This window comes from secondary endosymbiont of Heteropsylla cubana (assembly GCF_000287355.1).
Taxonomy (GTDB): domain Bacteria; phylum Pseudomonadota; class Gammaproteobacteria; order Enterobacterales; family Enterobacteriaceae.
Window position 1 is genome coordinate 80,391 of sequence record NC_018420.1, and the last position, 16,141, is coordinate 96,531.

The 16,141-nt window shown below is 28.4% G+C and carries 8 protein-coding genes; 5 read left to right on the plus strand and 3 right to left on the minus strand.

Features of this window, described 5'->3' with window-relative positions; genetic code table 11:
- Positions 1-1,271: 1,271 nt before the first annotated feature.
- A complete protein-coding gene (locus tag A35E_RS00185) occupies positions 1,272-3,323 on the plus strand; it encodes a S9 family peptidase (protein WP_014888660.1) in 2,052 nt (683 codons plus the stop codon).
- Between the two features lie 633 nt (positions 3,324-3,956).
- Here A35E_RS00185 and accC read toward each other — a convergent pair.
- Both accC and accB read right to left on the minus strand, forming a co-directional pair.
- Positions 3,957-5,318 (minus strand): acetyl-CoA carboxylase biotin carboxylase subunit, encoded by a 1,362-nt coding sequence (gene accC, locus A35E_RS00190; RefSeq protein ID WP_014888661.1) that lies wholly within the window; start codon positions 5,316-5,318, stop codon positions 3,957-3,959.
- 11 nt (positions 5,319-5,329) lie between these two features.
- Positions 5,330-5,788 carry an acetyl-CoA carboxylase biotin carboxyl carrier protein gene (gene accB, locus A35E_RS00195; protein ID WP_044105062.1) on the minus strand — a complete coding sequence of 153 codons (459 nt, stop codon included), beginning with the start codon at positions 5,786-5,788 and terminating at the stop codon, positions 5,330-5,332.
- A 1,534-nt stretch (positions 5,789-7,322) separates the two neighbouring features.
- Between accB and cydA the strand changes: the two genes are divergently transcribed.
- The 4 genes from cydA (at position 7,323) to nadK (ending at position 12,571) form a co-directional block, all read left to right on the plus strand.
- A complete protein-coding gene (gene cydA / locus A35E_RS00200; RefSeq protein ID WP_014888663.1) occupies positions 7,323-8,894 on the plus strand; it encodes a cytochrome ubiquinol oxidase subunit I in 1,572 nt (523 codons plus the stop codon).
- Positions 8,895-8,909: 15 nt separating this feature from the next.
- Positions 8,910-10,049, plus strand: coding sequence for a cytochrome d ubiquinol oxidase subunit II (gene cydB / locus A35E_RS00205; RefSeq protein ID WP_014888664.1), 1,140 nt, complete (start codon positions 8,910-8,912; stop codon positions 10,047-10,049).
- A gap of 19 nt (positions 10,050-10,068) precedes the next feature.
- Positions 10,069-10,185, plus strand: coding sequence for a cytochrome bd-I oxidase subunit CydX (cydX, locus tag A35E_RS03030; RefSeq protein WP_071818281.1), 117 nt, complete (start codon positions 10,069-10,071; stop codon positions 10,183-10,185).
- A gap of 1,507 nt (positions 10,186-11,692) precedes the next feature.
- Complete coding sequence (nadK, locus tag A35E_RS00210) at positions 11,693-12,571, plus strand: NAD(+) kinase (RefSeq protein WP_014888665.1); 879 nt, start codon at positions 11,693-11,695, stop codon at positions 12,569-12,571.
- 1,066 nt (positions 12,572-13,637) lie between these two features.
- On the opposite strand, the gene tsaB is transcribed toward nadK, so the two are convergent.
- Positions 13,638-14,327 (minus strand): tRNA (adenosine(37)-N6)-threonylcarbamoyltransferase complex dimerization subunit type 1 TsaB, encoded by a 690-nt coding sequence (gene tsaB, locus A35E_RS00215; RefSeq protein ID WP_014888666.1) that lies wholly within the window; start codon positions 14,325-14,327, stop codon positions 13,638-13,640.
- Positions 14,328-16,141: the final 1,814 nt, after the last annotated feature.

A 16,141-nucleotide genomic window follows, 5' to 3' on the forward strand; every position in this document is an offset into this window, starting at 1 on the left:
ATTAAACAGTAATATATCTATTAGTAAAAATTACTAGCTAAACTAAATATTATTCAATAGTCCTAACGATTTTTTATAAAATATTTTATCTTTTTTACTATAACGTTTATTAGATTCAAGTGATAATTTGAAAACCTTGACAGTGTTCGATAAATAATGTCTTAATTAAAATATATATTTTTAAATTAATTAAACAAGAAAATGTATTTGTTAACTTTGTTTATATTTATAAAATAAATCACTTTCACCTTACAAGTCATAAAAAATGTTAAACTAACTAATATCAAGCTCTACTTCACAACAAAATAAAGGAATTTGTATCTTGAACTTCTAACTAGATAAAATTTTATATTATAATAAATAATATTATATTTAAATCATTCCTTATTATACAAAAAAAACCTAAACCAACTGTAGCATGAGGTGACAATACTTGTTTGTTTAAATTAAAAAATAAAGTAAATTAGGATAGATAATCCCAATCACGGAATATCTATTACAGACTTTAGAATGTTATTCTACCCACAATTTTTATCTTATAAAATTACACTTTGACACTTCTTAAGTTGTTTCTAAAAAAGACTAGAATTTTATTAGATCAGCATCTACATAAAAACCGTAAATAATCGTAAATTATTACTACATTATCACTACTTTTTTATTGAATATTACATTAGCAAACAATCTATTCGTTTTGAAGAAAATTAAATCAAATCGGACCAATAGTTGCAGTATAAAAAATCTAAATATGTGCGTCATTTCAATAGAAAAACCTTTCTAAGGTTAAAGTATAAACACTCAACTAGTACATATTAGATTAGAATATAATTTTTTTACATTCATGTTGTTATAATAAATTTTGAATATTATTAAACATTTTTTTCTGTTATAGATTTATATTATTAATAAAATAATTTTTGTTTTTTTTAACTTTATTTCATTATTAAATTATGTACTTTTTGTAAAAAAATTAAAAATATACAATTAATCGTAACTCCTATAAATAATATTAAAAAATATGCAATATTTCTATAAAGTAAACAATATGATCTAAAAGTAGCTTTATTGTAAAACAAAAGAAAAGATTATTTATATTAATTTAATTCTTTAGGATATTAAAGCGCTATTCTAGTTCTATCTTCTTAGAGTTTCTTTGAAATTGACGATAAAGGTTAAATTACACTAAAAGTGTAAACTAGTTAATGTATAAAATATCTTTATCTCTTTATCTATATTTTTGCTAAAAGAATTAATTAATAAGGAGTTATTATATGACCTCACCACCAAAAGCAAAAAAAAGGCCGTATTCCTTAACATTACACGGTGATACTCGTATAGACAATTATTATTGGTTACGTGATGATAAACGCAAATCTTCTGACGTGTTAAATTATCTTAAACAAGAAAATAATTATGCTAAAAATATACTTGCTCAATATAAAGTATTACAGGATCAATTGTTAGAAGAAATGATAGGACGCATTGCAGCAGAAGATAAATCTGTCCCTTATGTTCAATATGGCTATCGTTATCAAACCCTCTATAACAAGGGGAATGAATATCCTATCTATACTCGTCAACCTGTAAAAAGTACATTAGAAGATTCCTGGGAAATACTAATTGATGGTAACCACAGATCAACTCAAAGTAAATTTTACCATATGGGTGCTTTAGAAATTACTTCCGATAATAAAATTATGGCAATAGCAGAAGATTTTTTATCTCGTCGCCTCTACGAACTGCGCTTTAAAGATTTAACAAATAATTCTTGGTTTCCCGAAGTAATTGAATACGCATCCTCTTCTTGCAAATGGAGCAATAAATCCTATATCCTTTATTTCGTTAAAAACGACAAAAAGACTTTACTACCCTATCAAGTATGGCGCCATGTCTTAGGCACTCCAACTACGCAAGATGTACTTATTTATGAAGAACGAGATCATAGCTTTTGTATTAATCTTCATAAAACTACCTCCGAGCGCTATATATTAATTGTGCTTAGCAAAACAACATCTACTGAAATTCTATTGATAGATAATGATAACCTCCAATCGACACCGAAACCTTTTCTAGTGAGACGCCATAATCACGAATATTCTTTAGACCATTATCAAAATCAATTCTATGTCCTCTCAAATCGAGATCATAAGAATTTTTCTCTCTATCGTAGCAAAAATAATGATGAAAAAAACTGGAAACAAGTAATTTCAGGAAAAAAAACCGTAGTGTTGGAAAGCGTTACGTTATTCCGAGAATGGATTGTCTTGGAAGAACATCATTTGGGATTAATTCATTTACATTATATCAACCTATCAAGTGGTGAAGAAAAATATGTTCCATTTAAAGATCCTACCTACGTAGCCTGGCTAGATTATAATCCTGACCCTGAAAGTATATATGTACGCTACGGTTACTCCTCCATGACTACTCCAACAACCTTATTAGAGATGAATCTTAATACAGGTATACATAAAGTACTCAAACAAACTCAAATTAATAACTTTAAACAAACAGATTACCATAGTGAACGTCTTTGGATCACGGCACGTGATGGAATAAAAATACCAGTATCGCTTGTTTATCGGAAAAACTTATTTAAATCTGGAACTAATCCTTTAATAGTTTATGGATACGGTTCATACGGTGTTAGTCTAGAAGCAAGCTTTAGCGCGAGTCGAATTAGTTTACTCGATCGAGGTTTTATATATGCCATCATTCATACTCGAGGGGGGGGAGAACTGGGAAAAGAATGGTACGAAGATGGAAAATTATTAAAAAAAATAAATTCATTTAATGATTTCATAGACGCTACCCAAGGTCTCTTACAGCATGGATATGGGGATTCCACACAAACTTTTGGTGTGGGTGGAAGTGCTGGTGGTCTATTAATAGGTGCAGTTATTAATTTAGAACCAAACTTGTTTAAAGGAGTTATAGCGCAAGTTCCTTTTGTAGACGTTCTTACAACTATGCTAGACGAATCTATTCCATTAACTACTAGTGAATATGAAGAATGGGGAAATCCAAACAATAAAGCTTTTTATCGTTATATTCTACAATATAGTCCTTACGATAAAGTATCTGCACAACAATATCCGAATTTACTAGTAACTACAGGATTATATGATTCACAAGTGCAATATTGGGAACCAGCGAAATGGGTTGCTAAATTACGCGAATTAAAAACAAACAATAACCTTTTATTGCTATGCAGTGATCTTAACTCAGGGCATAGTGGAAAAATTGGACGATTTCAACGCTATGAAAAAATATCCATGGAATATACCTTTATTCTTTCACTCACAAAACCTATTAACATATAACAATCAACAAATTCTACAAACGTAGAAGATTATTTAATTTATAAAAGTATTTATTTATATAACTTATAATGTAATATTTTTAATAAAAGTAAATTACTTTGCAATTTATATAATTAAACTTTATTAAATTAGTCTATAATAAATTTTACATTTTTTTATTTTGATCAATATGAATAGACAATAAAAAAATATTGTTCTTAAGATTAGGTTCACTTATACAGAAAATAAACATGACCGTAAATTACACATTTAACATAACACTATTAAATTCAATGAAAAGGTATATAACCGCTATTAGAAAAAATTATGTAATAATAATTACTATAGAAAAATCTTATAAATACAATTAAAATATCAATGTTAGTCAAATTAATGCTTATCAAGCATAATAAACTAAAAATATTTTTATTTACCAATTAACAGAAATTCAATCAACGATTTTAATAGAAAAATTGTTTTAAACATCAACCATACTTTTAAAAATTATTTTTTTCATATCAACATATTTTTTTAAATTACACTTTAATTGTATTTTTAAAAAAAAGAATAACATCTATAATTAATTTTAATTGAAATTCTAATATAAAGTAAGTTGTTATCAATGTTAATCTATTTGCAATACATCAGACAAACCTACTCTTTAGCAGTAGGTTTCTGTATTCCAAGCTTTTTTTCAAGATAATGGATGTTAGTGCCACCCTGCCGAAAATACTGATCATTTATAATTTTCAATTGTAGATTAATATTAGTTTTAATACCGTCGATAATAAGCTCCGATAGTGCATTTTTCATCTTTGCAATAGCCACTTCACGAGTTTCTCCAAAACAAATTAACTTACCAATCATAGAATCATAATAAGGCGACACTGAATAACCAGCATAAATATGCGATTCCCAACGCACACCCAAACCGCCTGGTGCATGAAAACGAGTTATTTTTCCCGAACTTGGTAAAAAAGTAATGGGATCCTCCGCATTAATACGACATTCAATTGCATGACCTAACACTATAACTTCATCTTGTGTTAATGAAATGGGAATTCCAGAAGCAATACGCAACTGCTCTTTAATAAGATCAATCCTCGTAATCATCTCCGTGACTGGATGCTCAACTTGAATACGAGGATTCATTTCAATAAAAAAGAACTCGCCATGTTCATAAAGAAATTCAAAGGTTCCCGCACCCCGATATCCTATTTCCATGCAAGCTTTTGCACATAATTCTCCAATAAAATATCGCAGTTCTTCGCAAACACCAAAAGCTGGAGCTTCTTCTACGATTTTCTGATGACGGCGCTGCATAGAACAGTCGCGTTCAGCAAGATGTAATACATTTCCTTGATTATCAGCTAATACCTGCATCTCAATATGACGTGGATTCTCTAAAAACTTCTCTATATACACTGTATCGGTATTGTACAAAGCACGAGATTCAATTCGAGTCATATGAATTGATTGTTCTAGTTCTTTTTCAGTACGCACTACCCGCATTCCACGCCCCCCACCACCCCCAGAAGCTTTAATAATTACTGGGTATCCAATACGATTAGCAATAGCACGGTTAATATCTATATCTTCCGCGATTGGTCCATCAGAGCCAGGAATACATGGGATACCAACTTTCTTCATCGCATTAATAGCAGAAATTTTATCACCAAGAAGCCTAATGGTTTCCGGAAGAGGCCCAATAAAAATAAAACCTGATCGTTCTACTTGTTCAGCAAAATCAGCATTTTCAGATAGAAATCCATATCCTGCATGAATGGCAACGGATCCCGTTATTTCGGCAGCAGAGATAATAGCAGGAATATTTAGATAACTCTTTATCGATGGCGGGGGACCTATACAAATTGCCTCATCGGCTAACAACACATGTTTTAGATCACGATCAGCAGTAGAATGTACTGCTACAGTTTTGATACCAAGTTCCTTGCAAGCACGAAGAATACGCAATGCAATTTCACCGCGATTTGCTATTAGAATTTTATCTAACATTTAATGCCCCGTTATTCAATGACGACCAGTGGCTCATCAAATTCAACCGGTTGACCATTTTCAATCAGGATAGCTTTTACTACCCCGGCTTTATCTGATTCAATTTTATTCATCATTTTCATTGCTTCAACAATACAAAGGGTATCACCAACATTGACTTTCTGCTCAACCTCGATGAAAGGTTTTCCACCCGGATTTTGAGTGCGATAAAATATTCCTACCATTGGTGAACGTACTAGATGCCCACTCATACTTAACCGCACCTCAGTAGGCTCTTCTATAGCTGGCGTAATAACCGATTGTTTTTTAGTGGATGAAGTAATATCATAAGTATTTTGCATCATCGAACACACAGATTGCTTCATAGATCGACTTATACGAACTAACTCTTCACCTTCCGAAATTTCTAACTCAGAAATGCTAGATTCTTCAACTATTTCAATTAGTTTTTTTATCTTACGAAGATCCATAAGTGCTTTTCCATACTCTAAATTAATTCGATCTAAACAGGCAATTAAATACCTTCTGTTAAGAAAAGTAATCTCCATTTACTTCAAAACTACACATCATGCTAATCGAAAAAAATAAAGAAAGAGGGTTAATGAGAAAAAAATACCCGCATATGTAAATTGTAGATAAGCAGATATCACAAACAAGATATTTATCACTCTTGTATCTTGTATATCAAATTACGGTAAAACCAATTATAAACATCATATCCACTAAGTCTGCTCTTAAATATTTTCTGTAAAAACACACTTTAAATTTTCTAAAGAAAAAACATATAAAAATATATCGTTTATAGTAATATAAATTTTTCTTAAATTTACGTTATTTTAAATCAATTGGCAACTAACTAAATTTTGATTATTCTAGCTCATAATTCAATCTAAATGAGCTATTATTACCGATTTTGCAGATTTTTTCATCAAAATTAATCTTACTTTTTTTTTGTTGCGCGCAATTTAAATTTAAACCGTATTAATATCTTACATATATAATAAATATTTAATATTATATCCTGATATTTATTACTACCATGAATCACCGTAAAAGCTAAAAACCTATTTTAATTTACGAGAAAAAGGTCAGAGTACTCAAAAACATTACGGAAAGATCGCATGATAATTATTCTTATAACTTAAGATTTTTAATTATAATTAAAGCATCACAGAAAACATACACTTAATATTAGGTTCAAAAACATAAATTATATTTAATCCTTAAATGCTCATTCAAACATCTCAACGACTAACAAGATAATTGACTTAATTTAGAGTATATTATTTAATTTATTTGGTTTGTTCAATTATTGCGAAAACTATACTGCCATATTTAAAATACATGATGTAAACGCGACGAGTAAAGTTAATAAATCATTTGAAAATTAATAGGTTAATAATATTAGCTAAAGGTTATTAAAAAATATTATTTAAAACACTTTAAGTGTGAAACACATTGAATGTAAAATTTTTATTTAGACAACAAAAGCCTATTGATCTATAAACAAATTATAGCTAATTCAATAGTTTTTAATGCATTAACTCACACCATAATAGCTCACCACAGTTAAGTGGTTACTTTGAATCAAAATTTATTTTTAACATTTTCTATCTACAACTCTCATTAACCACAATTATAATTTTTTTAAAAATATAATCTAATAATTAGCCACTTAATACATTGCGAACAATGAATTTTAATTAATTAAAGCTAAATTTGTTTAAATGTAGATCATATTAATATAAAAACTAAAAAAAATATATTTATTAAAAAACTTCAGAACTTATAGTATAATGAAAACAACTAAAGTCGAATTTTAACTAATATTGATTTATTGAATATATACTTACAACATCTATAATATACTAACACTAAATAGTCAGGCAAGGTTTATAACTGTTATATTTTAGTAAAGTCATGCTAATCGACTAAAAAAGTTTCACGAAAATAATCGTATCGAAGCATGTAAAGTTTTTCCTACAAGAAAAGCGAGGAGTTATCATGTTTGATGTCGTCGAATTATCTCGATTACAGTTTGCTATAACAGCAATGTACCATTTTATATTTGTCCCCCTCACGTTAGGTATGGCCTTTTTACTAGCTATTATGGAAACAGTGTACGTTCTGTCTGGTAAACAGATTTATAAAGATATGACTCAATTTTGGGGAAAGTTGTTTGCAATCAACTTTGCTCTTGGTATAGCTACCGGTCTTACTATGGAGTTCCAATTTGGAACCAATTGGTCATACTTTTCCCATTATGTCGGGGATATTTTTGGTGCACCGTTGGCCGTTGAAGGGTTAATGGCGTTTTTTTTAGAATCAACTTTCGTCGGACTTTTCTTTTTTGGTTGGGAACGCCTAGGAAAAGTACAGCATATGGCAGTTACCTGGCTTGTTGCACTCGGTTCTAATTTATCTGCTCTCTGGATCCTTGTAGCCAATGCCTGGATGCAAAACCCAATTGCCTCTGATTTTAATTACGAAACTATGCGAATGGAAATGACCAACCTAGTGGATCTTCTCCTAAATCCAGTTGCACAGGTAAAGTTTGTCCATACTGTAACTGCAGGATACTGTACTGGAGCTATGTTTATTCTCGGTATTAGTTCCTATTATTTGTTAAAAAAACAGGATATTCCATTCGCTAAACGTTCTTTCGCAATCGCTGCTTCTTTCGGTATGGTATCTATTATCTCTGTTATTCTTTTAGGAGATGAATCCGGTTACGAGATGGGTCGTATACAAAAAACCAAACTAGCTGCTATCGAAGCTGAATGGAATACCGAACCAGCACCAGCTTCTCTGACTTTGTTCGGATTTCCAAACCAGGAAGAAGAAACCAATCGCTATGCTATTCGCATCCCATACATGCTCGGTATTATTGCAACACGATCTACTGATCGTCAAGTTGTTGGTATTAAAGATTTGATGTTACAACATGAACTACGTATTCGTAGTGGAATAAAGGCTTATAGCCTTCTTAAAGAATTACGAAAAGGAAGCAGTGACCCCGACCTTAAAAAGGATTTCAATCATCATAAGAAAGATCTTGGTCATGGTTTTCTGCTTAAAAAATATATAAATGACATCACAAAGGCTAGTGAGGAACAAATTCGTCAAGCAGTAAGAGATTCTATACCACGCGTAGCACCACTATATTTTTCTTTTCGAATCATGGTAGGTTGCGGTATATTGATGTTAGTACTAATTTCTGCCTGTTTTTTGAACGTACTAAAAAACCGTATCGGTAAAACCACCTGGTTATATCGAATAACGCTTTATGCAATACCCTTACCATGGATTGCTATTGAATCTGGCTGGTTTATATCCGAATATGGACGCCAACCCTGGGCTATTAGTGATATTCTACCAACTTTTTTTGCTCACTCAAACTTAACTTCTAGAGATGTTTTATTTTCTATGTTTTTAATTTGCACACTCTATACCTTATTTTTTATAATTGAAATCTATCTTATGTTTAAATTTGCACGACTCGGCCCCAGCAGTCTAAAAACTGGAAAGTATCATTTTGAAAGATCTCAAATTTCTTTAAAAAACAACGCTTTATAGAGAGAATAATAACTTATGTTTAGTTATGAGCTATTACGTGTTTTCTGGTGGGTGGTTATTGGTCTACTGCTCATCGGATTCGCGATCACCAATGGATTTGATATGGGTGTCGGTATATTAATGCGTCTTTTTGGTCGCAACGATATCGAACGCCGAATCATGATAAATACTATCGCTCCGCACTGGGATGGTAATCAGGTCTGGCTTATTGCTACAGGTGGAGCACTCTTTGCTGCCTGGCCCATAGTTTATGCAACAGCATTTTCTAGTTTTTACACTGCAATGATTCTAATATTAACATCGCTATTTTTTCGCCCAGTAGGTTTCGACTATCGATCAAAAATTAACAACTCTTACTGGAGAAATCTTTGGGATTGGGGAATTTTTATTGGAAGTATTGTTTCTCCAGTACTTATTGGGGTTATATTTGGCAATCTATTACAAGGCATACCATTTTATATAGACGAGTATTGTCATATATATTACAATGGTTATTTTTTTCAAATGCTAAATCCATTTAGTCTTCTGTTAGGAGTTGTCAGCCTATCGATGTTTGTAACACAAGGTGCCTCTTATCTGCAAATACGTACAACCGGAAATTTACAAATGCGGATGCGAATTATTACGCAGTATACTAGCCTAATTACAATAGTAACGTTTTTATTAGCGAGCATTTTAGTAATCTACTATATCGAAGGTTTTACCATTACTTCCGTAATTGATCGAAATGCGTGTTCAAACCCACTAAAAAAAGAAGTGACATATCAAATCGGAGCGTGGCTAAGTAATTATCAATCTAATAAAATTTTGTGGATCGTTCCAGCACTTGGTATGATTTTACCGTTATTTACAATTACTTTTAGCCGTTCTTGTCGCGGTGTTTCTGCTTTTGTTAGCTCTTCTTTAAGCTTAACATTCATTATTCTTACTGCGGGAATTACGCTTTTTCCATTTATCATCCCATCAACTACAATGCCAAATGGAAGCTTAACTATATGGGATGCAACCTCCAGCTTGCAAACACTAAAAATCATGGCTATCATCACAATCATTTTTATGCCAATAGTACTCTTTTATACTATTTGGTGTTATTACAAAATGCTTGGTCGTATAACTACACAATATATTCAAAAGAATACACATTCTTTATATTAACTGAAGGAAAAATAAAACTATGTGGTATTTTTATTGGATCTTAGGAACTTTTTTATCGTGCTCTTTAAGCATTATTTGCGTATTAACCATTGAGGTATTAAAAAATAACGAAAAACGAAACAGTTCGAAGAAATAAAATTAACTAGTTTTATGATTACTAAAAATTATTATATAAAAATAATAAAAATATTTTTTGCTAGGTTGTAATAATCACTTTATTTCAAAGAGTGAAGTCCAACACACCTTAAGTAGCAGAGATCAGATATAAATTTATTTATATTGTTAATAGCTGTGTGAGAAACGCACTTTTTATTCATAACCTATGAAATACTTATATTTTTTATATTATTTTTATACCAAAAATACTTTACTTTAATTCTTTCGTAATAAACACAAGTATAAAACTTAACATATTTTTATTACAATACGACTTAAATCACTATTATTTAAAATGAATAATTTAATTATATTATGACGTTCATAAAATTAAGCAATTTTATGAAATAGTTAATTTCACTAGATCGGCAAGAGTAAAAAAATAATAGAAAAACTAATACTTCTAAAACAACCTATAAAATACTGAGAGGTTCAATAAATCTTTCATAAAATTAATGGATATAAAAAATCTTGTTCCACGAATTATATCTCACCCTCCACTAAAAAAAATATATCGACACAGTATGTATTTTAAATATATTTATTATAAATGGCGCTAATAATCTTCCCATTAATCACACAACATTACTATCTTAGTGTGTTTTTTGAAAGATCTTTTATAAGTTAATTAAAATTTATAAAACTATTATATTTTGATAGACTAACATGTAATTTCATAAATCATCATAATATTAAGCGTATTGATGTAAAATACGATAATATTAAATAGTATAATTATACTATAAAAATATTTAGACTTATAAAACTTGTTTTCAATAAAAATAAATTTAAAAAAACCTTATAAAAAAAATAACCCATATAAAATGATGAATTATTATTTTGATAAGATATACAAAAGATCAGATAAAAGCATCCTAGTTAGTTTTTATTTACTTTTCAAGTATTTACAAATTAATTTTAATAAAAAAAGATAAATTTAACTTTAATTATAAAAAAATCTATCTTTATTTTAATTTAATAAAATCAAAATTAATGTATTTATATAAATATATAAAATTAATTAACTAAATTCTGAACAAACAGTCTAGTTAGATACCATGTTAATTAATTCGTTAAAATTGAATTGATTGATAAATATATTTTTTAAAAAATCTATTATTATCTACCTTTAATAAATTTATAGAAAACTTATTATTTCAAATTATCATAAAAAAATATTTTATTCTCAATAAATATACGCAATAAGTAGAGATTAATTTTAATGATTAACAATTAATCAAAAAAAATCTTATAAATATGCTAAATAACTTTATATAAACAACACAATCTCTATTTTCAACTAACTAAAAATATTATAACTTACTTTTATTAAATGATTATTTTGCATATAAAAGAATCATTTAATAAAATAATTATAATTAAAAAATTTTAATCAAAAATATTTTATAAAATAATAAATAAACCAAACAAACACCTGTACCATTCTTCCAAAAACAATCTAATAGATAGCCGGGGTTACCAAATAAATGGCTAACACTTTTCGCATTATCGGCATTGTTGGCTATCCACGTCATCCTAATAAACTGGATATGCATGAGATGCTATATCATTGGCTGAACAATAAAGGTTACGATGTTATCGTAGAGCATCGTATCGCCCGCGCTTTAGCTTTACATCAAGCTACAACTGGTAGTTTATTGGATATTGGACAACAAGCAGATCTAGCTATCGTTGTTGGCGGCGATGGAAATATGTTAGGTGCTACGCGTATTCTAGCAAAATATAACATTAAAGTCATTGGTATCAACCGCGGAAATCTTGGATTTTTAACTGACCTCGATCCTGATTCTGCGCTAAATCAATTATCTAATGTACTTTTAGGTCACTTTCGAAGTGAAAAACGTTTTTTACTAGAAGTTAAGGTATGTCGTCAAAACGTGCCTCCTCACTTAAGTAGCGCAATTAATGAAATCGTACTTCATTCAGGAAAAGTTGCACACATGATCGAATTTGAAGTATATATTGATGATATATTTGCATTTTCTCAGCGTTCTGATGGATTAATTATTGCCACGCCAACAGGGTCTACGGCGTATTCTTTGTCTGCGGGTGGACCAATACTGACGCCGCTAGTAGATGCTATTGCATTGATTCCGATGTTTCCCCACACCCTGTCCTCTCGACCACTCGTAATTAACGGTAACAGCACAATACAGCTAAAATTTCCTAAACTACTACCAGATTTAAAAATTAGCTGTGACAGTCAGATAACTGTGCCGATAGTGGATAACGAAGAAATTTGTATTCGTCGCAGTAATTACTATCTTAATTTAATTCATCCTGATGATTACAATTATTTTAAAGTGCTCAATTTAAAATTAGGGTGGTCAAAAAAAAATTTTTAATTTTTTTCAGATAATTTAATACAATTATTAATCATTTCAATTAAAAATTTATATATTTATAGTTATATGACTCTTGTTATACTTCATAAGTATATAAGAAGCAAAAAAAACAAAAAAAATTATATAATACATTGCTTATATTAATACGATAAAATATATTATACATATAATACAAAAATTATTATATTTTTAATAAATACAGAAAACACTGATATCTTTTACTATTCACTAAAAACTCGATGGTAGATTGTTTTAATGAATTATATATTTATTTCTTATGCTTTTTTTTAAAAAAATCAAGTGACTGTATAAATAATTAAATAAAAAGCTTAAAACATACATAACTCATTAATAATCAATAAAGATAGTAGAGAATATCTTTAGCTAATAAATTATAAAATTATATTTTATATAAAAATCATAAATTGTAATTGAAAAATTGACAATGCAATAAAGAGATATAAAAATAAGATACATAAACAGATAGGATGACATCCTCACTTTATCTTTTCGTCATATATTATATAACATACATTATATAATATTTTATTTTTTATTTATAAAAAATATATTAATATTTAACTCTCTATAAATTTATAAAATCATGTTAATTAAATTAATGATTAAATTTAATAATTAAGAATTGCAAAAAAATTATTTTTCGATAGTAAAAACAAAGTGATGTTGATTATTGTCAATACTGAATCAGTAGCTCCGCTCAAGACGTTTTTTTTCAAATCATTTACAACATAATATTTCTAGTTTTAAACAACATATTTTTAAGTAAATAATTTCCTAATACAGAAAAATTAAAAATAGTATTTTTATATAAAATATAAAATTTTTTAAACACCAACAAAAAAAATAACCAATATGTTAATCAAATAGCTATTTTATTATTTATAGATATTTTATGAATTCATAGATCTATAATATAGATATATTTTTACAAAAAAAAAAATAAAAAACAAAATCAGGTGAAAGTCTAATTTTGAGTTTCATGACATTTTAATTTAGATTACTTTAATTGTATACTTAATATTTGCATGGATGAATCAACTGCTTTCTAAACGATCTTTGATGCCACTTTATTACGCAAATAGGTAGGTTTAGCAACTGATACATGTTGCGCTTTATTATCACGATAAGAATCTAAAGCAAGCGGTAACATATCTCGAGCGTTAGGTAGTAAAGCATTTCCAGGTATTAGTTCTAATCCTTTATGATGAAGGAGTTTCGGATAAGTCTTCCATCCTGTTCCTGCGGTAGCCCAACAACCTGACAAATGTGATTCCAACGACTGTACATCTTCACTTTTTACGACCAATTCATGCTCTTTTCCTATCCACATAGATCCATGGCGCTGATAGGTAGCCCAATAAACTTCTCCCATACGTGCATCAATAGCTGTTAATACTCGACTAATTCCTGTTTTTCGCCAAGCTCCCTCTGCTAAGACAGTAAGCGTAGATATGCTTAAAAGGGGAAGATTCGCCCCCAAAGCAAGACCTTGAGCAATTCCCAATCCTATACGAATACCGGTAAAACTACCAGGACCACATCCGAATGCTAAAGCATCTATTTTTCTTAGGTTTATCTCCGCTTTTGCTAGTAAGCTATCTATCATTGATAAAATATGTATTGTATGCTCACCTGGAGAAACAATAAAATTTTCTAGAAGGACATCCTTGTTGCACATCAATGCAACAGAACAAGCTTCAGTTGTAGTATCAAGAGCTAAAATATAAGTAGACATGTGAAAAGTTATTTCAATGCTTCATAAAATAGAATGAAATAAGAGATGATCATAATATCACAATAGTTTTTTCTTAAGCAAAAAAAACAATAACTATCTTTCCTCTTATTAAGAAAATGGCTTTATTTGAATATAAAATACAATTTCATCTATAACTCTGTTTTCATCTAAACATCCTCTACAACAATTCCATTCTTTAAATGAAACAATAATGTTAAATACACTATTTATTTTGTTTAAAATCTATATTTGTATAGTTAAAGACTATCTATATAATGATATAGAATACACTCTACATCAAAATAATAAAATTAACTTTACTGATGATATATTAAATATTATATTTATATCTTAATATAAAAACTTATTAGATGTAATATAAAAATATTAAAATCTTCTGAACTTAAAACAACTGTTTTTTTATGATTAACATTCGGCTATATCGCACTTCCTAAGAAATATGTTTTTATATGACACTACTTCATAAGGAAGTCTCTATCTGTATAATTTATTTTGTAAATCGGTTTGTTAAGTACAGCGCACCTTAACAAACCTATTGGAAGTTTTCTATTAAGAGATCTTCTGAATGCTAAAAATTATTATGCTGATAAGGCTCAATCAAAAATAGACATTTTCACTTATGACAACTTAATAAATTAGAAAATACTACATATAAATAAAACCTTTCTAAAAAGAATAATTATTTAATTATCCTCAAAATGAAATTTGAAGATACTTCTATATATAAAACTCTTTAGTTTTAAAACCATAGGTTAAAACCATCTTTGATATAAAAACATGAATTTAATAGATCAAATTACCACTTAATCAGGTTAAAAGTATATTTTTAAATATATGTCTTTAAAATAATCATATAATTATTAATTAAATAATTAACAAGAAATATTTAAAGTAAAAATAAATAACAAGAACATTAAATATCTCTTTTTAAGAGAGAGATTATAACGTATTTTAAATTTACCTAAAGATAACGTCAAGCATGTAAACCTATCTATGTTTATAACTTATTTAGATTATTGATGTAAACCCTATATGACATTTCCTATTAATAATAAAAATTATTAAAAAATTAAAAAATATATATTGATAATGAATCGAACATTTAAAGGAATAAAGTTTTTGATAAAAAATTTTAAGTAATTTTACACAAGATAAAAATAATATATTAATTAAACATTGATTAATATATTATAAACCTGCATTACTATTATAAATAAATTGTTAAGATTAGAGAAGATAAATACGTCAATCTAGTAAAATTAACCTTTATAATCTTTTAAAAAAAATAAACCCGAACATTCCCGATAAAATCAACATTGCAATTAAATAATTATTTTTTTAAGAAACACAAAATATGATTCTTATTTATATTGATAAAATAAGCTTTTTTTAAATAAAAAATATACTGACTTCTACTAACGATATAGTCAATATTTCTACTACATAAGAATATATAAAAAAAAATAATTATTTTCTTATTTCTATGAAAACCTTATAAAACTTTCAAAAATTGAAATATATTTTATGCTAACACGTAAATCATAATTTAAATTTATCCTCGTATATTCAGAAGCATAAGTTATTTCAATAAAATATTGATGAGAAGTAACAACTAACAACGTCGCTGAAGAAATCACTCACTTGATTACATGTTGTAAATATAAACCAACGACGTACTCTACAGTATATAAATTATAATAATAATTTACCGCGCTTTATAAAAAAATAAATACCAGTTATTATTGCAATTAGAATAACTTTATTATTTAAATTTTTATTTTAAGCAAAAAAAA

Bases quoted from the DNA above. Each gene is read 5' to 3' on its own strand.
- A35E_RS00185 (WP_014888660.1), top strand. From the start codon at position 1,272: ATGACCTCACCACCAAAAGCAAAAAAAAGGCCGTATTCCTTAACATTA.
- accC (WP_014888661.1), bottom strand. From the start codon at position 5,318: ATGTTAGATAAAATTCTAATAGCAAATCGCGGTGAAATTGCATTGCGT.
- accB (WP_044105062.1), bottom strand. From the start codon at position 5,788: ATGGATCTTCGTAAGATAAAAAAACTAATTGAAATAGTTGAAGAATCT.
- cydA (WP_014888663.1), top strand. From the start codon at position 7,323: ATGTTTGATGTCGTCGAATTATCTCGATTACAGTTTGCTATAACAGCA.
- cydB (WP_014888664.1), top strand. From the start codon at position 8,910: ATGTTTAGTTATGAGCTATTACGTGTTTTCTGGTGGGTGGTTATTGGT.
- cydX (WP_071818281.1), top strand. From the start codon at position 10,069: ATGTGGTATTTTTATTGGATCTTAGGAACTTTTTTATCGTGCTCTTTA.
- nadK (WP_014888665.1), top strand. From the start codon at position 11,693: ATGGCTAACACTTTTCGCATTATCGGCATTGTTGGCTATCCACGTCAT.
- tsaB (WP_014888666.1), bottom strand. From the start codon at position 14,327: ATGTCTACTTATATTTTAGCTCTTGATACTACAACTGAAGCTTGTTCT.